Raw genomic sequence first — 22249 nt, forward strand, 5'->3', positions numbered from 1 at the left:
TCCGAGACGCCGTAGATGATGTCCGAGACAAAGCTCATGATCTCGCGCTCGGTGTTGAGCACGAGGCTGATGACGTTGGTCTTGCCGGTCCGCAGCCGCACACCAGCGCGGTTCGGCCGGTAACCGATCTGCTTGGCGACGAGCTGGACGCGTCGATGATGACCGCCTTGGAGGCGAATAGTTCAGCGAGCACGGTCGAGAACAAGAAGGTAAGGATCGTTAGGAGTGCGATCGTGCCGAATGAGCTTGGTCATTGGTTTCTGTGTCTTTCACCGGCTGATGGCGAGCACGCCCAGCGCCGAGGCGGCGGCGGCAAGCCCAATGCGGACGTAGTGAATCATGATCCAGGTGTTGAGCCGGTCAGGAACCTGGTCGAGGGGCAGGGCTTTGGCCGCGAACTGAGCGTTGGTTGGCACGAACCAGATCATCGTGAGCGCCAGGACGCCCGCGATGCACGCGGCCGATCCGATCCAGAGCATATGCGGCCCAACGTCGCCCCAGCCGAGCCAGAGGGAGCCGATCAGGCCGACGAGGGTCGGGACGACGACAATAGGAATCGCCCCGGAAATGAACCCGCTGTTCTTGCTGAACCAGTCGAGGAACTCGGCTGCGGGAAGGCTCTTCCAGTAGCCGCCGAGCGTCACACCAATAGTCAGCATGACTCCGGCGAACATGGCCGAACCCGTGACGGCGAGTATGTTGAACAGGAGCCGCATCGGACTCTCTCCTCTTGGCTTGATTTCGATTGTGATGACTTCGGGCTGCAGGCGTCGCGTTTATGCGACGCAGATGCCGGGCACCGCCACCTTCTGGAACAAGTGCGGAGAGGCAACCGCCGACGACGGATAGGCTCCCAGTTTCGCTCTGAATTCGGGATGCGTCAACGCGGCCCGGAAGGCGGCCGTCGATTCCCAGACTGCGTAGTTCAGGTAGGTCGGGCTTTCGCCGATGGCGCGGTGGAGTTGGATGGAAATCAGGCCCGGCTGGGTCTTCATGAAGGACGCATCGTCCTCCCACACCTGAAGAAACACTGCCTCGTCGGCGGGGTCGAGCGTGAACAGATTGATCAAAACAACGGCATCGGCATCGATTCCAATCTGACGGTCGATGGGAAAGGCGGGATCGAGAGGGCGCATGGTGGGCATGAAAGGTCTCCTGAGGTTGCATTTGACACTATAATGTCGAGTGGGTACTATCAACACATAACCAATTGACATCATCGTGTCAACAAAATCATATGGTGACAAATGAACAAACCGCAGCGGGCGTCAGCCGGAGATGCCTTGACCGATCTCATTCTGACGATGTTCCGGGTGAACAACCTCACCCTTACCTGGGGCGACCGGCTCGTCGCTCCTCTCGGGCTGACCAGCGCCCGTTGGCAGATTCTAGGGGCTATCGTGGCGGCAGAACGGGCACAGCCGGTTGCCTGGCTTGCGCGCGATCTCGGCGCCAATCGCCAGAACGTTCAGCGCATCGTCAACGATCTGGCCAAGGAAGGGTTGGTGTCATTCGCGCCAAACCCGCATCATCGCCGTGCACAACTCGTGGCGCTGACGGACAAGGGACGGCAGACCTTCGACGCTGCCATCCGCCTGTACGCGCCGCGGGTCGAGGCGCTCGCGGAAGGGCTTGCCCTAAAGGACATCGAAGCAGCCCGCAGCGTGATGACGATGCTGCGGCAGAAACTTGAGGGGGATGAAAATGCTCAAGAGTAGGCTTCGCACCGCGAATGGCAGTATCCGCTATCTCGTTTATGGTGGCTGTTGACCCTAGCGTCTGATGAAAGCTCGACGTCCCTTGGGTCAGAGATGTCGGTTCCCGCGAAGGTCCGCTTGCAAGCTGCCAAATCGGCGTGGCAAAGGCTGATTTGGGTAAAATCTTCCGGTTGTCGAACCGACAAGTCGCGCCATTTGCGGTCATTGTGCCCGGCAAGATGGAAGCCTCGATCGAGTCCTTTGCTGATTTTTTTCGATTCAACACTGCCGAAATCCAAAGGCTCGAGCGTCACCTACTCGTGCTTATCCGCAGACATCGCCTGCCTGCACTCAGAGATGAACCGAGCGGCTGGCTCATCACACGTTGGCGGCGTCAAAATACCGATCTCCCTGAAGGTTTCCGCCTCGCCTAGCTCTATGACGCGCACGCCCCGGAAATGATCCGCGTAGGCTTCCGCTCTCGGCACGATTGCGACACCCATGCCGTCGGCAACCATGCTCAACAGGGCAGGAATGTCGTCTATCTCGACCCATTCGTTGACCACAACGCCTTGTTGTTCGATCAAACGCTCTACCAGCCGCCCGCCGAACGAATGACGGTTGTACCTCAGGAAGGCGTGTCCGCTCATCGCGGCTTTCCAATTCATGTCGTCAGTTCCTGGCGGCGCCACCAAGACGAAACGCTCCTGCACCAACGACTCCCACCGAACGGTCGACGGCAATCCGAAGCTTGGCCGGATAATGACGGCCACGTCCAATCCGCCTGCGTCCAGGCGATCCAGCAGCTCTAGTGAAGTTCCCGGCACGATCTCGATGTAGAAACCGGGGAACGCGGGGTGGAAAGCCTTCAAAGCGCGCCGAAGGATCGTCGGCTGCACGGACGAGATTGCACCAATCCGGAGGCGCCCGGGTCGGGCTGACCAATCCAACGGCTTGGTCAGTGTTTCAACACCTGCAAGAACCTCCTGCGCTCGGGCCAACACTGTGCGTCCAGTCTGGTTCAGGGTGGCCGAGCGGCCGGTCCGATCGAAGAGCCGCACCTCGAGCTTGTCTTCGAGACGCATCATCTGCCCGCTAACGGCGGCCTGCGTCAGACCAATCCGAGTGCCAGCAGCCGCGAAAGTGCCATATCGGGCGACCGCCAACAGCGTTCTCAGTTCAGCGATCATGCAGCATTGATAACTTTTAATTGGGCTGACCGCAATTACATATAGTTTTTTGTTTTGCTCGGAATCCTCTATCTGCCGGTCATCGTCAGAATGGAGTTTAACGATGACCGACCAGACCATCCGCCCCTTCCATCTCGCTTTTCCTGTCGGCGACCTCGAAGCAGCGCGCGGCTTCTACAAAGATCTTCTCCGCTGCGGGGAAGGCCGCAGCTCGCCCGACTGGGTCGATTTCGACTTTCACGGCCATCAGATCGTCGCGCACTTGGCGCCCGAGGAATCCGGCAAAGCCCGGACGAACGCCGTCGATGGCCACGGTGTGCCTGTCCGTCATTTTGGAATCGTTCTCTCGATGGAGGAATGGCAGAAGACCGCTGATCGCCTGACGGAAGCTGGAATGAACTTCGTGATCGCTCCCTACATCCGCTTCAAAGGCAAGCCCGGCGAGCAGGCAACGATGTTCTTTAACGATCCGGCGGGTAACGCCATCGAGATGAAGGCTTTCAAGGATATCCGCCAGCTGTTCGCGAAGTGAGGCACCGGGAAGAAGAAGGAAGTGCACGCCGTCACTCGGTCGCCGTTCCAGGCAGCCTGCCAGACCTGGGTAGAGGCTGCGCTCGTCTGTCCTGAAACCTCGTGGAGCCACAAGTTCATGGGATCGATGTGGCGCGGGCGACCCATGGCGCTGACGCATTCCAGTTCATCATGCTGGCTCCGTCGCGAGCCTGCCAACATCACATTCAATCAACTGAAAGGAAAAACAGAATGACCGATCCGACATACGTTCAGGAATACGAAGCAATCGTCAAAGTGCTGAACAAGTACAACGAAGGTGGAGCCAAAGCGGACAGCTCGATCATGCGCTCGGCCTTCAGCGAACGTGCGACTATTTTCGGCATCGAGAACAGCAAACTTGAAGGGGGGCCGATCGAAGGGCTTTTCAAAACGATCGATACGGCGTTCCGGCAATCGCCGGAGGCGAAGGCCGCTATCGTGCGCATCGATATCGTTGGTACCGTGGCGAACGCCCGCGTTGATACGGACAATATCTCGGGGTTTCGCTTCACGGATTTTTTCAATCTGGTAAAGGTCGACGGTCAGTGGACGGTCGTTAACAAGGTCTACCACACGCACCATAGCAACTGATCGGACGCCGGCGCAGTTGATGAGGGCTTCGGTTCTCATCAGCCCCGGCCGTCGCTGTTTCGATCATCGAAACTCCCGCGTAGTTACAGAAGGAACATGAGGATGTCCAAAATCTTCATCGTCGGCGGTGCCGGAAAAGTGGGCCGTCGGCTTGCTCAGCAACTTTCCGAGCGTGGTCACCGGCCGCTCTCCCTTTACCGCAAACCTGAACAGCGTGACGAACTGACGGCACTCGGAGCCACGCCGATTGAAGGCGATCTCATCGGTCTGTCAATCGAGGATTTGGCGGACATGATGAAGGGCTGTGGCACTGCGGTCTTCAGCGCGGGAGCCGGCGGCGCGGGGATGGCAGTCACAAACGCCATCGACGGGGCCGGGCTCGAAAAGGCGGTCGAAGCCGCGAAGGTCGCAGGAGTCCAGCGATTCCTGCTGGTCTCAGTTTTTCCCGACGCGCTGCGCGACCAAGAGCGCAAAGAGGGCTTCGAGAACTATATCAGGGTAAAGAAGTTGGCGGACGCCTATCTTGTCGCCAGCGGCCTCGATTACGTCATAGTGCGGCCTGGCACGCTGACCGAAGAGACAGGCCGCGGATGCGTGCGCGCCGACCTCGCTGTTCCCTACGGCAAGGTGCCGCGGGACGATGTTGCCGCCGTTCTGGCCGAGATCGTAGACCGGCCGGACATTGCCAGAGCGATCATCGAGCTAACCGAAGGAGAGACGCCGGTCTCCGAAGCCATCACGCGTCTCGCATAAAGAGCGCGATCATGATGCTTGGGGTTCGGCCGGTGCTCGCCAGCGAGTTGACTGCAAGGCGAAGAAAGGCTCAAGGCGGACGTCGAGCAAGTAAGGGTGGTCGGCGCTCATAGGCGACGACGGGTTTGTCCGCGAAGCTGCCACTTGCATTGCCCCGATCGAAGGCCGTCAAGGGGCCACATCCAGACCACCCCTAGAGCGCAGCGTACGTCCGTTTCCGCACTTCGACGGCCGAAAGCTGTCAGCCCGCTGTCGGCCCGACTACGCCGACGATTGGGCACGCCAGGAACGACGGCTTCCCGGAAGCCGTCCGTGACCATGGGACGACAGAGATGGGTCGGCTTCTGAAGGGCTGCTTCCCGGCCGTTCGAGCGCAAACCTGTCCGTCAGCAAACGTGAAAAGGCTGCCAGTCAGCAGCGCGCATTTTGCAGCCAGGTGGAATCACTTGACGTCGCAGAAATGCGGCTAAGACAAATAGATGGAGATGCCCAATTCTATTTGAACGTATCCCTGTCTAGTCGGGACGGCGATAGGCCACAACCTCGCCAGGCATGCTCAGGCTCTGCAAGGAGCCAGGTGCCGCGCCGCCGATCCAGCCCAGCACCGAGCGGGCGAGCTCGGCGCCGGCCAGCCGGAAGTTCTCGTTGACCACCAGCAATTCCCTGCGGAACAGGTGCAGCAGGTCGGACGACTGCTTGGACACCACGTCGACGTCCCGGCCGAGCTTGAGGCCGGCGTCCTCGATGCCGGCGACGATGGCGAGTGTCGCGGCAGCGGCACTGCTGACGAAACCGTCAGGCCTGACGTCGCGGCGCATCAGCTGCGCGGTCCTCATCCTGATCTGATCGATAGAATGGTCGACCGAAACGGTGTTGAACGGGATCTCGCTGGCGCCGACCTCGCTCAGCGCATCGGTGAAGCCGTTCAGCGTATGACTGTGGTAGGTCAGTTCGACTGGAGGCGCCAGCAGAGCCAGCCTGCGGCGGCCGATGCCGGCCAGGTGGCGCACAGCCTCGGTCGCGAACGCGTAATTGTCGAAATCATGATAGGGGTGGATCAGCCCCATATCGGTGCGGCCATGCGTGGCAAAGGGAATACCACGCTCGAGCATGTAACGGGCCCTGGGGTCATTCGGCTGGGTGCGCGAAATGATGACGCCGTCGGCGGAACCGGTTTCCAAGAGATAACGTATCGGGTCCAGGGGATCCTGAGAGCGTGAATAGGGCGTGACGATCAGGTGATAGGGTGTGTCGGCAATGACTTCCGAGACGCCGTAGATGATGTCCGAGACAAAGCTCATGATCTCGCGCTCGGTGTTGAGCACGAGGCTGATGACGTTGGTCTTGCCGGTCCGCAGGCGCACACCGGCGCGGTTCGGCCGGTAGCCGATCTGCTTGGCGACGAGCTGGACGCGTCGCCTGGTCTCGGCGCCGATCTCGGGCGCGTCCTTCAGCGCCCGCGACACGGTGGTGACGCCCAGCCCGGTCATGAAGGCAAGCGTCTTCAGCGTCGGCCGGCCCGAGCCCTCGTCGTCCTTTTCCGTCTGATCTCTGTCCATTCATCCCGCCCGTCAGGCGCATAGCAGTTGCCGTGCAGGTCGGCAATCGGCGATGAACACCCTATATACTGAAACGTTACAGATTGTCACTTGCCATCGCGCAGCGGCCAGTAAAAGTTGGCTTGGATGAGCGGCACTCCGTTCGACGCAAAGTCGGTGTCCGTCGGCAAGGGATTTGCCCGCGAGCAAGGGTTTGCCGTTATTTCACGCATTGCAGCATCATTTTTGCGATGCAGCCTGCCTTGCTGCGGTGCAGTAGCGGACATTGCGCGGCGGGTTTGTTCGCGGCTCGAAAAAATGCCGAGCTGCTCCTGTTCGGGGGTTGCGCGCTTCCAACAATTGCCGTATCGAAAATCTGTAACGTTTCAGATTCTGGGAGGAGCCGAAATGCGATACCAAATCATGACCGCTGCGTTGGCAGTGACAACCGCGCTGCCATTCGCCGGCCCGGCGGCAGCGACCGATCTGGAAGTCACCCATTGGTGGACTTCAGGCGGCGAGGCGGCGGCGGTCGCCGAATTCGCCAAGGCGTTCGACGAGACAGGCAATCATTGGGTCGACGGCGCCATCGCCGGCTCCGGCGGCACGGCGCGGCCGATCATGATCAGCCGCATCACTGGCGGCGACCCTATGGGCGCCACCCAGTTCAACCACGGAAGGCAAGCGGAAGAATTGGTGCAGGCCGGTCTGATGCGCGATTTGACCGAGCTCGCCACCAGGGACAAGTGGGCGGAAATCGTCCAGCCGAAGAGCCTGCTCGACGGCTGCACCCTCGACGGCAAGATCTATTGCGTGCCGGTCAACATTCACTCCTGGCAGTGGCTGTGGCTGTCGAACGCGGCCTTCGAAAAGGCCGGTGTGCCGGTGCCGAAGAATTGGAATGAATATGTCGCAGCAGCCCCCGCGCTGGAGAAGGCAGGCATCATACCGCTGGCGGTCGGCGGGCAGCCCTGGCAGTCCTCGGGCGCCTTCGACGTGCTGCTTACGGCGGTCGGCGGCACCGACGCTTTCTTGAAGGTCTATCGCGACAAGGATGCCGAATTCGCCGCCGGGCCCGAGGTCGCGAAGGTATTCAAGGCCGCGGACGATGCCCGCAAGATGGCGAAGAACACCAATGTGCAGGACTGGAACCAGGCCACCAATCTCGTCATCTCCGGCAAGGCCGGCGGCCAGATCATGGGCGACTGGGCGCAGGGCGAGTTCCAGGTTGCCGGGCAGACCGCCGGCAAGGACTATACGTGTCTTCCCGGCCTTGGCCTGAACGAGGTCATCGCCACCGGCGGCGACGCCTTCTACTTCCCGCTGCTGCAGGACGCAGAAAAGTCCAAGGCGCAGGAAGCGCTGGCCGAAACGCTGCTCGATCCCAAGACGCAGGTCGCCTTCAACCTCAAGAAGGGCTCGCTGCCGGTGCGCGGCGATATCGACCTCAAGGCGGCGAACGATTGCATGAAGAAAGGGCTCGACATCCTGGCCAAGGGCAGCGTCATGCCCTGGACGGACCAGCTGCTGTCGCAAGACACCCAAAAGCAGAAGGAGGACCTTTTCTCCGAGTTCTTCGCCAAGCCGGACATGACCGTGGAAGAGGCGCAAAAGCGCTTTGCCGACATCGTCGCCTCAGCGGACTGACTTTTCGACGAACCGCTCGCTCCCGGCCCGCCGCGGGGCCGGGAGCTCAGGGTCAAGGCCCTGACTCTTCGGCCTTGACCCTTGGCCCTAACCCTTTGGCCTTACCCGATCCAGCCCGGCTGTGCAGATGAGCAAGAGCGAACGCCCCAACCAACTCTTCCGCAACCTTAACGCCAAGGTCGCCTCTATTCCGATGGTCCTCACCGCACTGGTGATCTTCGTCGGCGGCAGCGCGTGGACGGTGCTCTATTCCTTCACCAATTCAAAACTGCTGCCGCGGCTGAACTTCGTCGGGCTCGACCAGTATTATCGGCTGTGGTCGACGCCGCGCTGGCTGGTCTCGATCGAGAACCTGCTGGTCTACGGCGTGCTGTCGCTGGTGTTCTCTCTGGTCATCGGCTTCATACTGGCGGCGCTGCTCGACCAGAAGATCCGCTTCGAGGACACGTTCCGCACCATCTTCCTCTACCCGTTCGCGCTCTCCTTCATCGTCACCGGCCTGGTCTGGCAGTGGCTGCTCAACCCGGAGTTCGGAATCCAGGGGGTGGTGCGCGGCCTCGGCTGGGAAAGCTTCAGCTTCGATCCGCTCTACAATTCCGACATCGTCATCTACGGCATCTTGATCGCCGCGCTCTGGCAAGGCACCGGGCTGATCATGTGCCTGATGCTGGCGGGCCTGCGCGGCATCGATGAGGATATCTGGAAGGCGGCGCGGGTGGATGGGATACCCACCCTAAAAACCTATCTGTTCATCATCATCCCGATGATGCGGCCGGTCTTCATCACCGCGCTTGTCATCATCGCCGCCGGCATCGTCAAGGTCTATGACCTGGTTGTCGCCCAGACCAGCGGCGGTCCCGGCATCGCCTCCGAAGTGCCGGCCAAATATGTCTATGACTACATGTTCTTCGCCCAGAACCTCGGCCAGGGTTTTGCCGCCTCGACCATGATGCTGCTGTCGGTGGTGGTCGTCATCGTTCCCTGGGCCTATCTCGAATTCGGAGGCAAGAAGCGTGGCTGACCTTGCCGTTCCCCTGCCTGCCGGCACGGGCTCTATCGGGCTTGAGGCATCCGGGCCGCGAGGGCCGAAGCCGCGGCATGTGTTCTCGCGCCGCAACATCTTCCTCTATGGCACGCTGATCGTGGTGGCGCTGTATTATCTGCTGCCGCTCTACGTGATGGTGGTGACATCGCTGAAGGGCATGCCGGAGATACGCCTCGGCAACATTTTTTCACCGCCGCTCGAGATCACCTTTGAGCCTTGGGTGAAGGCCTGGTCCAGCGCCTGCACCGGTCTCAACTGCGACGGGCTCTCGCGCGGCTTCTGGAATTCGGTGCGCATCACCGTCCCGTCGGTCGTCCTGTCGATCGCCATCGCTTCGGTGAATGGCTACGCGCTTGCCAACTGGCGCTTCAAGGGCGCCGATACTTTCTTCGTGATCCTGATCGTCGGCGCCTTCATCCCCTATCAGGTGATGATCTATCCGATCGTCATCATCCTGCGCGAGATCGGCCTCTATGGCAGCCTGAGCGGCCTGGTGATCGTCCATTCCATCTTCGGCATGCCGATCCTGACGCTGTTGTTCCGCAACTATTTCACTTCCATGCCGGAGGAACTGTTCCGGGCGGCGCGCGTCGACGGCGCCGGCTTCTGGGGCATCTATTTCCGCATCATGCTGCCGATGTCGCTGCCGATCTTCGTCGTCGCCATCATCCTGCAGGTGACCGGCATCTGGAACGACTTCCTGTTCGGCGTCGTCTACACCCGCCCCGACACTTATCCGATGACGGTGCAGCTCAACAACATCGTCAACTCGGTGCAAGGCGTGAAGGAATACAACGTCAACATGGCCGCCACCATCCTGACCGGCCTGGTACCGCTCGTCGTCTACTTCGTTTCCGGCAAGCTTTTCGTGCGTGGCATCGCCGCCGGCGCGGTGAAAGGATGATGATGACAAGACTCGAAAATCCCAGCGTTTCGATCCAGGACCTGTCGCTGAATTTCGGCGCAATCTCGGTGCTGGAAACGCTCAACATCGACGTCGCCGAGGGCGAGTTCATCGTGCTGCTCGGGCCGTCCGGCTGCGGCAAGTCGACCCTGCTCAACTGCATCGCCGGCTTGCTCGACGTTTCGGACGGCCGCATCTTCATCAAGGGCAAGAACGTCACCTGGGAGGAGCCCAAGGACCGTGGCATCGGCATGGTGTTCCAGTCCTATGCGCTCTACCCGCAGATGACGGTGGAGAAGAACCTGTCGTTCGGGCTGCGCGTTGCCGGCATTCCCAGGGACGAGATCGCCAAGCGTATCGCGCGGGCCGCCGAAATCCTGCAGATCGAGCCGCTGCTGCAACGCAAGCCGTCGGCGCTTTCGGGCGGCCAGCGCCAGCGTGTGGCGATCGGGCGGGCGCTGGTGCGCGACGTCGACGTCTTCCTGTTCGATGAGCCGCTCTCCAATCTCGACGCCAAGCTGCGCGCCGAATTGCGCGTCGAGATAAAACTGCTGCACAGCAAGCTGCAGAACACCATGATCTATGTCACCCACGACCAGATCGAGGCGATGACGCTGGCCGACCGCATCGCGGTGATGAAGGGCGGCGTCATCCAGCAGCTCGACGCACCGCAGACCATCTACAATCGCCCGGTCAACCGTTTCGTCGCCGGCTTCCTCGGCTCGCCGGCGATGAATTTCCTCGACGGCAGGCTGGAGAAGGACGATGGCAACTGGCACTTCGTCGCCGAGGAAGTGCGGATTCCGCTTGCCACCTACGCTTTCGAAAAGGAGCCGGCGCCGGGAGCGGCGGTGTTCGGTATCCGGCCCGAGCATGTCGCGTTCAACAGCGGCTCCGGATGGCCGTTCACAACCACGGCGAATGTCGTGGTCGTCGAGCCCATGGGGTCCGACACGCTGGTCTGGCTGAAGCTCGCAAATCAGAATTTCACCGTGCGGGTGACATCTGAGCGCACGCCAAACAACGCCGACACCGTGAGCATCGGTTTCGACCCGATGCGCGCTTCGCTGTTCGATGCTGCAACCGGCAACCGCCTGTAATACCCCGAAATTTTCACCCTCAAGCCCATCCATCCCAGAGAACGGACAGAGACGATGAATTGGTCATTCCAACTTTACAGCGCGCGCAATTTCCAACCTTGGGCAGGGGTGCTCAAGATGCTGGGCGAGCTCGGCTACGCGCAAGTCGAAGGGTTCGGCGGCGTCTATGACGACCCCAAGGCGTTTCGCGCCGAACTCGACAAGAACGGGCTCGCCATGCCGACCGGCCATTTCTCGATCGATGCGCTCGAGAACGATTTCGACGGCGTGCGCAAAATCGCTGACGCGCTCGGCATCACGCTGCTCATCTGCCCCTATCTGGTCGCCGAGAGCAGGCCGACCGATGCCGCCGGCTGGCGCAGCTTCGGCGCGCGCCTGGCCAAGGTCGGCGAGACGGCTGAAAAGGCCGGCTACGGCTTTGCCTGGCACAACCATGATTTCGAGTTCAAGAAGCTTGCCGACGGTTCGGTGCCGCAGGACCATATCCTGGCGGTAGCGCCCGACATCGGCTGGGAGATGGACGTCGCCTGGGTGGTGCGCGGCGGCGAAGATCCGCTGCCCTGGATCGAGAAGCATGGCAAACGCATCGCCTCCGTCCATGTCAAGGACATCGCCAAGCCCGGCGAGGGCCTCGACGAGGACGGCTGGTCGGACGTCGGCAACGGCACGATCGACTGGGCCGCTCTGATCCAGGCGCTGCGCGCCAACAGCGCCGCCAAATACTACGTCATGGAACACGACAACCCCAACGATATCGATCGCTTCGCCCGCCGCTCGATCGCAGCCGCCAAGACCTTTTAGGAGCAAACCAGCATGGCAAGAAAACTTGGGGTCGGCGTTATCGGCTGCGGCAACATCTCGAAGGCGTATTTTTCACTGGCGCCGCTATTTCGCGGCATCGAGATGCGCGCCTGCGCGGATATCGACATGGATGCGGCCAAGACGCGGGCGAAGGAGTTCAAGCTGCGCGCCGAGACAGTCGAAGGGCTGCTCAAGGCCGGCGACATCGACATCATCGTCAACCTCACCATTCCGGCGGTGCACTATGAGGTTTCGAAACAGATCCTCGATGCCGGCAAGCACGTCTATTCGGAAAAGCCGTTCGTGCTGTCGGTCAAGGAAGGGCTCGACCTGAAGAAACTGGCGGAGAGAGACGGACTGCGCATCGGCTCGGCGCCCGACACTTTCCTCGGTGGCGCGCACCAGCTTGTCCGCAACCTGATCGACAGTGGCAAGCTCGGCAAGATCACCAGCGGCACATGCCACGTGATGAGCCATGGGATGGAGCACTGGCACCCCAATCCGGATTTTTTCTTCCAGCCTGGCGCTGGTCCGGTGCTCGATATCGGACCCTATTACATCACCAACCTGATCCAGCTGATCGGGCCGGTGAAGCAGGTGGCGGCCTTGGCGACGATTCCGTCGACGGAACGGACGATCTCGTCCAAGCCGCGCGCGGGTGAAAAAATCCTGGTCGCCACGCCGACGACGATCCACGGGGTGATGGAGTTCGAAAATGGCGCCGTGGTGACGCTCAATACCAGCTGGGACGTGTGGAGCCATGGCCATGCGCCGATGGAACTCTACGGCGAATTGGGCACGGTGTCTTTGCCGGATCCGAATTTCTTCGGCGGCGACGTTCGCTTCACCAATGGCGCCAAGCTGGTCAAGAAGCTGCCAAAGTGGCAGCATCCGTTCGGCGTGGCCAACCAGATGCATTCGCACGGCATGATGGCCAATTACCGCACCGCCGGTCTCGCCGATATGGCCCTGGCTATCGCGGAGGGCCGGCCGCATCGCTGTTCGATGGAACTGGCGCTGCATGCCGTCGATGTGATGACCGGCATGTTGCGGTCGGGCGCGAGCGGAAAGTTCGTTGCCATGCAGACCACATGCGAACGGCCTGCGGCACTGGGCGTAAAAGATGCGGAAGGGCTGTTGGCGAAGAAGAAACCCTCGGCGAAGAAGAAGTAGCGTAAGCGCTTCAGCGAATGCGACACGTTTCTGTTTACCGACGAACCCTCTCCCCATAGAAACCGGCAGAGGCTAAGGGTGAGAGGCAGAGTCGACTCACCCTTTTTTGCGTTGGCAGCTGCCGCGCTCGCTTTCGATTTGAGGATCTCCCATGCCCTATGTGCCCGCTGAAAACCGCTACGAGAACATGGTCTACAATCGCTGCGGGCGATCCGGCCTGAAATTGCCGGCGATCTCGCTCGGGCTCTGGCACAATTTCGGTGACGACACGCCGCACCGGACCAAGCAGGCGATCGCGCGCAAGGCCTTCGATCTCGGCATCACGCATTTCGACCTCGCCAACAATTACGGCCCGCCGCCCGGTTCGGCGGAGACGGCTTTCGGCGAAATCCTGCGGACGGATTTCTCCTCTTTTCGTGACGAGCTGATCATCTCGACCAAGGCCGGGTATGAGATGTGGGCCGGACCCTATGGCGAGTGGGGCGGGCGCAAATATGTGCTGGCCAGCCTCGATCAGAGCCTGAAGCGGATGGGGCTCGACTATGTCGACATCTTTTATTCGCACCGCTTCGACCCTGATACTCCGCTGGAAGAAACGATGGGCGCACTCGATCACGCGGTGCGCTCGGGCAAGGCGCTTTATGCCGGCATCTCCTCCTACAATTCGCAGCGCACGCGCGAGGCCGCCGACATATTGAAGCAGCTCGGCACGCCCTGCATCATCCATCAGCCGAGCTATTCGATGCTCAACCGCTGGGTCGAGGACGACGGTCTGCTCGACACGCTGGAGGGGCTCGGCGTCGGCTCAATCGTGTTCACGCCGCTGGCGCAAGGCATGCTGACCGATAAATATCTCGGCGGCATCCCTGAGGGCAGCCGCGCCAGCCAGGGCAAGTCGCTGCGGCCGGCCTTCATCAACGACAAGACCATCGTCAACATCAAGGCGCTGAACGCCATCGCCGGCCGACGCGGCCAGACGCTGGCGCAGATGGCGCTGGCCTGGGTGCTGCGCAAGGGCCGGGTGGCCTCGGCGCTGATCGGCGCCAGCCGGCCGGAACAGGTCGAGGATTGCGTCGGCGCGCTGAAGGCGCTCGATTTCAGCGATGCCGAGCTCGCCGAAATCGACACCTACGCGCGCGAGGCCGACATCAATCTGTGGGCCGCCTCCGCCGAGCGCAAGGGTCCGCCACGGAAGTGACAATCACTTCAGGTTTGCATCGATTGGCATAGCCAAACAATGCCTCGGAGTTGGCCGGCTTCTGGGCCATGCCGACACAGAAACAGTAGCAAAGAGGCCGGTTCGTCGCTATCTGGAGAGAACTGAAGCCGCTTGCATGCGGAAATGACGTGCGAGCGGCGCAAAACGGGTTGGAAACAGGATCATGGCGGCAAGGGATGTGCTGACGAAAAACCAGTTGTGCGTGCTCGAGAAACTCGAGGCCGCCAGCGGGCCGCTCAGCGCCTATACGTTGCTCGACCAGCTGCGCGATCGGGGTTTTCGTGCACCGCTGCAGGTCTATCGCGCGCTCGACACGCTGGTGAAATCCGGCTTCGTGCATCGGCTCGAAAGCCTAAATTCCTTTGTCGCCTGCGCCGAGCCGCACGACCACAGCCATTCGATGACCGCCTTTGCCATCTGCGACACATGCGGGCAGGTGACCGAGTTTTCCGACCATGATGTCGGGCACCGGCTCGACGAATGGGTGCGCTCGACCGGCTTCGCCGCCAACAAGGCGGTGATAGAATTTCGCGGGACGTGTGCCAAATGCCTGGCAGAGGCGGCTTAAGGGCTAGGCCAGCTAACCTATTGATGCTGGAGGGACAGCACCCCCCTCTGTCCTGCCGGACAGAAGGGGGTGCGAAGGAACTCGACCTAGCGGGCTGCAAGCATCCGCATGAGGCGCTAATGCGCCTCTTCCCAATTGTCGGCGGCGCGAGCGTCGACGTGCAGCGGCACCGACATCGACACCGCCGGCATCGCGGCGTTCTCCATGACATGACGCACGACGGGGATCGTCGCCTCGACCTCCGCTTCGGCCGTCTCGAAGACCAGTTCGTCATGCACTTGCAGCAGCATGCGGGCGGACAGCTTCGCCTTTTCCAGCGCTTCGTCCATGCGGATCATGGCGCGGCGGATGATGTCGGCCGCGGTGCCCTGCAGCCGGGCGTTGATCGAGGCGCGCTCGTTGAAGGCACGGACCGACGGGTTTGACGACCGTATCTCCGGGTAGTGGATGCGGCGGCCGAAGATCGTTTCGACATAGCCGTATTCGCGGGCATAGGCCTTGGTCGCGTCGATATAATCGCGGATGCCGGGGAAGCGTTCGAAGTATTTCTTGATATAGGCGCCGGCCTCTTCGCGCGGGATCGACAGCTGGTTGGCCAGGCCAAAGGCGGAAATGCCGTAGATGATGCCAAAATTGATCGCCTTGGCGCGGCGGCGTACCTCCGAGGGCATGCCCTCGACCGGCACGTTGAACATCTCCGAGGCGGTGATGGCGTGGATGTCGGCGCCGTCGGCAAACGCCTGCTTGAGCTGCGGGATCTCGGCGACATGGGCGAGCACGCGCAGCTCGATCTGGCTGTAGTCGGCGGAAACCAGCTTGTTGCCCTTGTCGGCGATGAACGCCGTCCGGATCTTTCGCCCCTCGACGGTGCGTACCGGAATGTTCTGCAAATTGGGATCGGAGGACGACAGCCGGCCCGTCGTCGTTGCGGCAAGCGCGTATGAGGTGTGGACGCGCTTCGTATCGGGATGGACGAAACCGGGCAGCGCATCGGTATAGGTCGATTTCAATTTGGTCAGCTGGCGCCAGTCGACGATCTTGCGCGGCAGCTCGTGGCCTTCTGCGGCGAGGTCTTCCAGGAGCTGGGCCGAGGTCGACCATTGGCCGGTCTTGGTCTTGGAGCCGCCGGGCAGGCCCATCCTGCCGAACAGGATGTCGCCGAGCTGTTTTGGCGAGCCGATATTGATGCGCTCGCCGACGAGCTGGTAGATCTCGTCCTCCAGCCGCGCGGCGCCCTGTGCCAGCTCGCCGGAGAGCCGCGACAGGATCTGCCGGTCGACGGAGATGCCGCGCTGCTCCATCCTTGCCAGAACCGGCACCAGCGGCCGTTCCAGCCGCTCGTAGACCGAGACGAGGCCCTTGGCGGCAAGCCGCGGCTTCAGCACCCGCCAGAGCCTGAGCGTCACATCGGCGTGCTCCGCGGCATAGGCCGTTGCCTTATCGATGTCGACCTGGTCGAAGCCGACGAAGCTTCTTCCAGAGCCGGCCAGCTCCTTGAGGGCAATGGGAGAGTGGCGGATCCACTTTTCCGACAGAGCCGCCATGCTGTGGCCGCCGGACGTGCCTGCATCGAGCACGTAGGAAATCAGCATGGTGTCGTCGAAGGGGGCGATATCGATGCCGTGGCGGCTCATGACGACGAGGTCGTATTTCAGCTCCTGAACGATCTTGAGAACCGACCTGTCCTCCAGCAACGGCTTCAGAATGGCAAGCGCATCACGGATCGGAATCTGGTTTTCGACCACTCCGCCGCCGAGCAGGTCGCCATTGCCGCGTTTGTGGGCGAGCGGCACATAGGCGGCGCGACCGGGCGCAGTGGCTATGGCCAGGCCGATCAACTCGGCCTGCATCGGATCGGCTGAATTGGTCTCGGTGTCGAAGCCGACGATGCCGGCCTCCATCGCCACGGCCACCCATGCCTTCAACACTTCAGTGTCGCGGATGGAGACGTAGGCGCCGGTGTCGATCTTGCTGGCGGTGGCGTCCTCGAAGCGAAGCGCCGAGAGAAGCGATGGGGTGTCGCCTTGTTTGGGTTCCACCTTGACGGTGGCCGGCACCGCTTCCCCGGCTTCGTCTGTCACTGTGCCCGCCGCGCTTTCGGCGGCGCCCGGCACGCCAAACCCCATATCGGGACCATGCGCGGTGTCGGCGCGCTCGATAATGACGGGCATGGCCTTGACGTCAGCCGCTTCTGTTCCGGTTGCTTCCGCCACGCGGCGGGTCAGCGAGGAGAATTCCATCGTCTTGAGGAAGCCGATCAGCCTTGGTCCGTCGGGCGGGTGCAACACGAAATCATCGAGCCCGCCGTTCAACGGCACGTCGTTCTTCAGCGTCACCAGTTCACGCGAGATGCGCGCCTTGTCGGCATTGGCGATGATCGATTCGCGGCGCTTGTCCTGCTTGATCTCGGTGGCACGGGCGAGCAGCGTATCGAGATCGCCGAACTGTTCCAGCAATTGCGCCGCCGTCTTCGGCCCGATGCCGGGCACGCCCGGCACATTGTCGACCGAATCGCCGGTCAGCGCCTGCAGGTCGATCATTTTTTCCGGCGGCACGCCCCATTTCTCGATCACCTCGGGAACGCCGATCTGGCGGTCCTTCATCGGGTCGTACATGGCGACCGAAGGGCCGACCAGCTGCATCAGATCCTTGTCGGAGGAGATGATGGTGGTGTCGGCGCCGGCTTCGCAGGCAAGCCGGCAATAGGTGGCGATCAGGTCGTCGGCCTCGTAGCCTTCCGTCTCGAGGCAGGGCAGGTTGAAGGCCCTGGTCGCCTGGCGGATCAGGCCGAACTGCGGGATCAGATCTTCCGGCGGTGCCGAGCGGTTGGCCTTGTATTCGGGGTAGAGGTCGTTGCGGAAGGTTTTCGACGAATAGTCGAAGATGACGGCGAAATGCGTCGGCACGATGCCGACATCGGTGTTGCGGGCGTCCTGCGTCAGCTTCCACACCATGTTGCAGAAGCCGAGAACGGCACTGGTCGGCAGCCCATCGGATTTGCGGGTCAGTGGCGGCAGCGCGTGATAGGCACGGAAGATGTAGCCGGAGCCGTCGACAAGGAACAGATGATCGCCTTTTTTCATGGGACGAAGGGATAGCGCGGCGCGGCGTCGTGGTCCATGCCAAAGGCGGCCTCAACCACCGGTTCCGGCAACATCCCTGACACGTCGATCCGATCACGGGTATGTTACGAAAGTGTAATCTTCGTGCCCTTGAATCGCCACGTTCGGAGACACAGATAAACGCCATCGGCATTTTTCGCCGAGGTCCGGAGCAAGGCCCGTCCCCCGCCTATCCCGGACACTTGCGGCAGCCTATCCCCCCTCTCCGGGCTGCCGCATCGTTTCGAGTAAAGGCCGCCGTGGTTCCCCCCTCCACCACGGCGGCATTTTTTTGCCTTTCGGTGCCCGTGGTCCAACGACCGCCGGCTTTTCGTTTCTGCCTCGCAGCTTTAGGGTTGCCGCTCAGAATCGAAAGGCTTGATAAAATGTCCAGAATTTCTCCCGTCCTCGACCGCCTCGACAAAAATCTCGACGAGAGCCTGGAGCGCCTGTTTGGCCTGCTCAGGATCAAGTCGATCTCCACCGATCCATCCTATGCCGCAGACTGCCGCAAGGCGGCGGAATGGCTGGTGGCTGAGCTCGAGCTGATCGGCTTCGACGCCAGCGTGCGAGACACGCAAGGCCATCCGATGGTGGTGGCGCACCATGACGGGCCGGCAGGCGCGCCGCATGTCCTGTTCTATGGCCATTACGACGTGCAGCCGGTCGACCCGATCGAGCTCTGGGAAAGCGATCCGTTCGCACCTTCGGTAAAGCAGATCGAGCCCGGCCGCCAGGTGATCACGGGACGTGGTTCGGCTGACGACAAGGGGCAGTTGATGACCTTCGTCGAGGCTTGCCGCGCCTGGAAGCAGGTGTATGGCGGGCTGCCGTGCCGCATCACAATTCTGTTCGAGGGCGAGGAGGAGTCCGGCTCGCCATCGCTGAAGCCGTTCCTCGAGGCAAATGCGGCCGAACTCAAGGCCGACTTCGCGCTTGTCTGCGACACCGGCATGTGGGACCGCGATACACCGTCCATCTGCGTCGCGCTGCGCGGGTTGGTCGGCGAGGAGATCACGGTGAAGGCTGCCGACCGCGACCTGCATTCCGGTCTTTATGGCGGTGCTGCCGCCAATCCGATTCGCATCCTGGCCAGGATCCTGGCCGACATCCACGACAAGGACGGCCGCGTCACCATTCCCGGTTTCTATGACGGTGTCGAGGAGACGCCTTCGCAGATCCTAAAATCGTGGGAGGCGCTCGGCGAGACCGCCGAGACGTTCCTTGGGCCTGTCGGCCTGTCGATCCCTTCCGGCGAACACGGCCGCTCGGTGCTCGAACTCACCTGGGCGCGGCCGACTGCCGAGTTCAACGGCATTACCGGTGGCTATACCGGCAAAGGGTTCAAGACGGTGATCGCGGCGGAAGCCTCGGCAAAAGTGTCTTTCCGCCTCGTCCACAAGCAGGATCCGGAAAAGATCCGCGCCGCTTTCCAGGCCTTCGTCAGGGAGCGCATCCCGGCCGACTGCTCAGTCGATTTCCACCCGCATGGCGGCTCGCCGGCGATCCAGCTTTCCTACGACTCGCCATTTCTCGCCAAGGCCAAGGACGCGCTGTCCGACGAGTGGCCGAAGCCGGCGGTGACCACGGGAAGCGGCGGCTCGATCCCGGTGGTCGGCGATTTCCAGACTTATCTCGGCATCGAATCCTTGCTTGTCGGTTTCGGGCTCGACGATGACCGCATCCATTCGCCGAACGAGAAATACGAGATGAGTTCCTACCACAAGGGCCAGCGCTCGTGGGCGCGCATTCTCGACGCGCTGACACGCTGAGAGGGCGAGACTGCAACTTTCTGTTGATTTTTAAGCGGATCGCGGCGAGGACGGGCTAGAGCGACGTGCGTCCAGTTGGACGCACGAAGTACGCATGGGCCGCGACCGGAGAAGACGATGAGCGATATCCGCTTCCACAAGAACGACCTGCCCGGGCTCTTGCACTACGACGTCGGGGCGGTCGCCATCGACACGGAGACGCTGGGGCTCAACCCGCATCGCGACCGGCTTTGCGTGGTGCAGATCTCGCCGGGCGACGGTTCCGCCGACGTCATCCAGATCGCCCCCGGCCAGAAGAAGGCGCCAAACCTCGTCAGCCTGCTCAGGAACCGCAGCATAACCAAGCTGTTCCATTTCGGCCGCTTCGATCTCGCCGTGCTCTACCACGCCTTCGGCGTCATGCCGGAGCCGGTGTTTTGCACCAAGATCGCCTCGCGGCTGACCCGAACCTACACCGACCGGCACGGGCTGAAGGACATCTGCTTTGAGCTTCTCGGCGTCAGCCTGTCGAAGGCGCAGCAATCGTCCGACTGGGCGGCGGAGACGCTATCGCCCGAACAACTCGAATACGCAGCCTCCGACGTGCTCTACCTGCACCAGCTGCGCGATGTGCTGACGATGCGGCTGGCCCGCGACAACCGTACCAAGGAGGCCGAGGCCTGCTTCCGCTTCCTGCCCACGCGTGCGAAACTCGACCTGATGGGCTGGGATGAGGCAGACATCTTCGCTCACAGCTAAGTGGAACCAGGTGTTCGCCTCGACGTTCTATCGATCGATGGAGGGGATGAAATGGCTGCCAGAAAACCAATCGAAACAGCACCCAGGGATGGCTCCAAGGTCACCGTCTACTGGCAGGACAGCGACGGGGTGATGAACGAATCCATCGCGCAGTACAGGTCGCTCGACCGGCTGAAAGCGGCCGGCGGCGACTGGGACGAGAACGACACCGGCTGGTGGGCTTATACGGACGGTCATACGCAAAGAAAGATCGATCCGATCAGCTGGCGGCCTGCATCCGGGGATGACGACGGCGAATAATGACGCCGCTGGCGGCGCCGGCTTCTTTCCAATAGGTTGGACTTGTTGCAATCGGAGGTCGATTCGGAGCTTTCTGCTCCGCGACCATTCGCTCGGGAGGGATCTGCAATGGGTACTGAGAGCCTGCTTGTCTTCATCATCATCGGCGCCATCGCCGGCTGGCTCGCCGGCTTGATCGTCAAGGGTTTCGGCCTCGGCCTGATCGGCAATATCGTCGTCGGCATCGTTGGCGCCTTGATAGCCGGCTTGCTCTTCCCAAGGCTGGGATTCGCCATAGGCGGTGGCATACTTGCCTCCATTATCCACGCCACGATCGGCGCGGTGATCCTGCTCGTGCTGATCAAGCTGGTGAAGCAGGCCTGATCCTGCGAAGCACATCAAGGGCGCGCCATGAAACAGAACATGCTCTATCTCGTCATCGGCGCGCTCGTCGTCGTGGTCATCGCGCTCGGCATCTATGTCTATCGCGAGCAAACCAGGCCGGAGGGCGTGGAACTCAAGATCGACGACAAGGGAATATCGATCCAGCGGAATTGAGCGGGTGTTGGGTTGGCGCGGCAAAGGAGCCGATGACCCCCATCAGGCCGAAAATTGACGATAAGGCAGGGGCCGCTCCATCCTTCGATGCACCCAAAGAGAAGCCAAGCTGGATATGGAATGAGAGTGACGTATCGACACATTCGCGGTATGATCTTGGTACAGGGAGTTTGGGGCCAACCCGCCTACTACTAGGAGGTTGCCATGAGGCACCAAACACTGGACCAACTGCATACGGTGGCAAAGGTACACAGAGACCCAACGCCTCCGGCAATGGACCGAACCCAGCGTCTCGAACGTTGGTCAAAACTTCTTGAACGGCAGCCCAACCGACTCCTCACCGCACTTATCGGGACCGAATATCGTTCGTCACCCGAGCGCGAAATTATGCGTAGCGAAGGCTCGCCAATATCGGTTGCCTTCGAGGATTCGATCCTGCGCGATGAGGGGCTGAAAGACGATACTTATGGCGAAGCAAAGCGTTTCTTCGAATTGACCGACAATGAGCTCCACGAAATTGTCTGCTACTGCCATGTGGGCGAGACGATGCAATCATCCTGGGCAGCGCTTTCCGTTCGTGCTGCGATTGGCTAACGCATGATCCCCCAGTGCGCGTGACTTTGGTGACAAGGTCATGCGTAGATTCAATGGTTTAGAGCGCGATCGAACGCACTTTACCGATCGCGCTCTAATGACGAGCATAGATTGCGGCAACCTTGCTATCGGCGGTCCGCGCCGAACGACTGCGGCTGGGCAGTTGATGCCGAAATGCGAGAACGCCCGCCGTCTCGCGATAGACGCCATTGTTGCCGACCGCCAGGAGCAAGGAACGGAGCGGTGACGTGCCGTAACGCATTGAATTAACTTTGAACCATTTAACCCGCCCTTAAATCGCCGCATCTACTCTTCACCCGGAACGCCATGGAGCGACGTGCGTCCGTTCGGACGCACGCTCTAAGACTTTGAAGCTTCGCATCGGCTTTTTCCGAAAATCGATTCCGATTTTCAGGCCGATGCGACAGG

At 61.4% G+C, this 22249-nt stretch carries 23 protein-coding genes and 1 pseudogene; 18 read left to right on the forward strand and 6 right to left on the reverse strand.

From position 1 onward, the window contains the following. From BLT09_RS34955 to BLT09_RS18705, 3 genes and pseudogenes are all read right to left on the reverse strand, one after another. Positions 1 to 155, reverse strand: a pseudogene (locus BLT09_RS34955) (LacI family transcriptional regulator); the annotation flags it as partial. 114 nt (positions 156 to 269) lie between these two features. Beyond that, positions 270 to 716, reverse strand: coding sequence for an anthrone oxygenase family protein (locus tag BLT09_RS18700; RefSeq protein ID WP_091595508.1), 447 nt, complete (start codon positions 714 to 716; stop codon positions 270 to 272). A 60-nt stretch (positions 717 to 776) separates the two neighbouring features. Further along, positions 777 to 1145, reverse strand: coding sequence for an antibiotic biosynthesis monooxygenase family protein (locus BLT09_RS18705; protein WP_091595510.1), 369 nt, complete (start codon positions 1143 to 1145; stop codon positions 777 to 779). Positions 1146 to 1247: 102 nt separating this feature from the next. Here BLT09_RS18705 and BLT09_RS18710 point away from each other — a divergent pair, with 102 nt between their 5' ends. Further along, positions 1248 to 1718, forward strand: a complete 471-nt coding sequence (locus BLT09_RS18710; RefSeq protein ID WP_091595513.1) for a MarR family winged helix-turn-helix transcriptional regulator — start codon at positions 1248 to 1250, stop codon at positions 1716 to 1718. Positions 1719 to 2011: 293 nt separating this feature from the next. Here the strand turns inward: BLT09_RS18710 and BLT09_RS18715 are convergent, their stop codons facing one another. Further along, a complete protein-coding gene (locus BLT09_RS18715; RefSeq protein WP_236473444.1) occupies positions 2012 to 3007 on the reverse strand; it encodes a LysR substrate-binding domain-containing protein in 996 nt (331 codons plus the stop codon). On the opposite strand from BLT09_RS18715, the gene BLT09_RS18720 reads away from it, so the two are divergent. From BLT09_RS18720 to BLT09_RS18730, 3 genes are all read left to right on the forward strand, one after another. After that, positions 2991 to 3419, forward strand: coding sequence for a VOC family protein (locus BLT09_RS18720; protein ID WP_091595517.1), 429 nt, complete (start codon positions 2991 to 2993; stop codon positions 3417 to 3419). The genes BLT09_RS18715 and BLT09_RS18720 overlap by 17 nt on opposite strands. A 230-nt stretch (positions 3420 to 3649) precedes the next feature. Further along, a complete protein-coding gene (locus tag BLT09_RS18725) occupies positions 3650 to 4030 on the forward strand; it encodes a nuclear transport factor 2 family protein (RefSeq protein ID WP_091595519.1) in 381 nt (126 codons plus the stop codon). 102 nt (positions 4031 to 4132) lie between these two features. Continuing rightward, positions 4133 to 4783, forward strand: a complete 651-nt coding sequence (locus tag BLT09_RS18730; protein ID WP_091595521.1) for an SDR family oxidoreductase — start codon at positions 4133 to 4135, stop codon at positions 4781 to 4783. Between the two features lie 515 nt (positions 4784 to 5298). On the opposite strand, the gene BLT09_RS18735 is transcribed toward BLT09_RS18730, so the two are convergent. Then, positions 5299 to 6342, reverse strand: a complete 1044-nt coding sequence (locus BLT09_RS18735) for a LacI family transcriptional regulator (protein WP_091595523.1) — start codon at positions 6340 to 6342, stop codon at positions 5299 to 5301. 387 nt (positions 6343 to 6729) lie between these two features. On the opposite strand from BLT09_RS18735, the gene BLT09_RS18745 reads away from it, so the two are divergent. From BLT09_RS18745 to BLT09_RS18780, 8 genes are all read left to right on the forward strand, one after another. Then, a complete protein-coding gene (locus BLT09_RS18745; RefSeq protein ID WP_091595527.1) occupies positions 6730 to 7968 on the forward strand; it encodes an ABC transporter substrate-binding protein in 1239 nt (412 codons plus the stop codon). 127 nt (positions 7969 to 8095) lie between these two features. Then, entirely contained in the window at positions 8096 to 8989 is an 894-nt protein-coding gene (locus BLT09_RS18750; protein WP_023797405.1) for a carbohydrate ABC transporter permease, read from the forward strand. Further along, complete coding sequence (locus BLT09_RS18755; RefSeq protein WP_027153093.1) at positions 8982 to 9917, forward strand: carbohydrate ABC transporter permease; 936 nt, start codon at positions 8982 to 8984, stop codon at positions 9915 to 9917. The genes BLT09_RS18750 and BLT09_RS18755 overlap by 8 nt, the downstream gene beginning before the upstream one ends. A 2-nt stretch (positions 9918 to 9919) precedes the next feature. Beyond that, positions 9920 to 11017, forward strand: coding sequence for an ABC transporter ATP-binding protein (locus BLT09_RS18760; RefSeq protein WP_091595671.1), 1098 nt, complete (start codon positions 9920 to 9922; stop codon positions 11015 to 11017). Between the two features lie 54 nt (positions 11018 to 11071). After that, on the forward strand, positions 11072 to 11818 hold the full coding sequence (locus tag BLT09_RS18765) for a sugar phosphate isomerase/epimerase family protein (protein WP_091595529.1): 747 nt from the start codon (positions 11072 to 11074) through the stop codon (positions 11816 to 11818). A 12-nt stretch (positions 11819 to 11830) separates the two neighbouring features. Then, positions 11831 to 12991 carry a Gfo/Idh/MocA family protein gene (locus BLT09_RS18770; protein WP_091595531.1) on the forward strand — a complete coding sequence of 387 codons (1161 nt, stop codon included), beginning with the start codon at positions 11831 to 11833 and terminating at the stop codon, positions 12989 to 12991. A gap of 151 nt (positions 12992 to 13142) precedes the next feature. Then, a complete protein-coding gene (gene mgrA, locus BLT09_RS18775) occupies positions 13143 to 14189 on the forward strand; it encodes an L-glyceraldehyde 3-phosphate reductase (RefSeq protein ID WP_091595533.1) in 1047 nt (348 codons plus the stop codon). Between the two features lie 184 nt (positions 14190 to 14373). Beyond that, the gene (locus BLT09_RS18780) at positions 14374 to 14778 is read left to right on the forward strand and encodes a Fur family transcriptional regulator (protein ID WP_091595535.1); all 405 of its coding nucleotides are present in this window, start codon (positions 14374 to 14376) and stop codon (positions 14776 to 14778) included. Positions 14779 to 14894: 116 nt separating this feature from the next. Here the strand turns inward: BLT09_RS18780 and polA are convergent, their stop codons facing one another. Further along, positions 14895 to 17861, reverse strand: a complete 2967-nt coding sequence (gene polA, locus BLT09_RS18785) for a DNA polymerase I (RefSeq protein WP_091595537.1) — start codon at positions 17859 to 17861, stop codon at positions 14895 to 14897. Between the two features lie 404 nt (positions 17862 to 18265). Here polA and BLT09_RS18790 point away from each other — a divergent pair, with 404 nt between their 5' ends. The 6 genes from BLT09_RS18790 to BLT09_RS18815 all read left to right on the forward strand — a co-directional run bounded on the left by BLT09_RS18790 (position 18266) and on the right by BLT09_RS18815 (position 21820). Continuing rightward, a complete protein-coding gene (locus BLT09_RS18790; RefSeq protein WP_091595539.1) occupies positions 18266 to 19651 on the forward strand; it encodes a M20/M25/M40 family metallo-hydrolase in 1386 nt (461 codons plus the stop codon). A 117-nt stretch (positions 19652 to 19768) separates the two neighbouring features. Further along, positions 19769 to 20389, forward strand: coding sequence for a ribonuclease D (locus tag BLT09_RS18795; protein WP_091595541.1), 621 nt, complete (start codon positions 19769 to 19771; stop codon positions 20387 to 20389). Between the two features lie 51 nt (positions 20390 to 20440). Next, positions 20441 to 20689, forward strand: a complete 249-nt coding sequence (locus BLT09_RS18800) for a hypothetical protein (protein WP_091595543.1) — start codon at positions 20441 to 20443, stop codon at positions 20687 to 20689. A gap of 108 nt (positions 20690 to 20797) precedes the next feature. Further along, positions 20798 to 21052: a GlsB/YeaQ/YmgE family stress response membrane protein gene (locus BLT09_RS18805; RefSeq protein ID WP_023797416.1), complete on the forward strand. Its 255-nt coding sequence runs from the start codon at positions 20798 to 20800 to the stop codon at positions 21050 to 21052. A gap of 27 nt (positions 21053 to 21079) precedes the next feature. After that, positions 21080 to 21226 carry a hypothetical protein gene (locus BLT09_RS18810; RefSeq protein ID WP_027153083.1) on the forward strand — a complete coding sequence of 49 codons (147 nt, stop codon included), beginning with the start codon at positions 21080 to 21082 and terminating at the stop codon, positions 21224 to 21226. A gap of 204 nt (positions 21227 to 21430) precedes the next feature. Continuing rightward, positions 21431 to 21820 carry a hypothetical protein gene (locus tag BLT09_RS18815; RefSeq protein WP_027153082.1) on the forward strand — a complete coding sequence of 130 codons (390 nt, stop codon included), beginning with the start codon at positions 21431 to 21433 and terminating at the stop codon, positions 21818 to 21820. The last annotated feature ends 429 nt before the right edge of the window (positions 21821 to 22249 follow it).

Source organism: Mesorhizobium muleiense (assembly GCF_900099905.1).
GTDB classification, from domain to species: Bacteria; Pseudomonadota; Alphaproteobacteria; order Rhizobiales; family Rhizobiaceae; genus Mesorhizobium; species Mesorhizobium muleiense.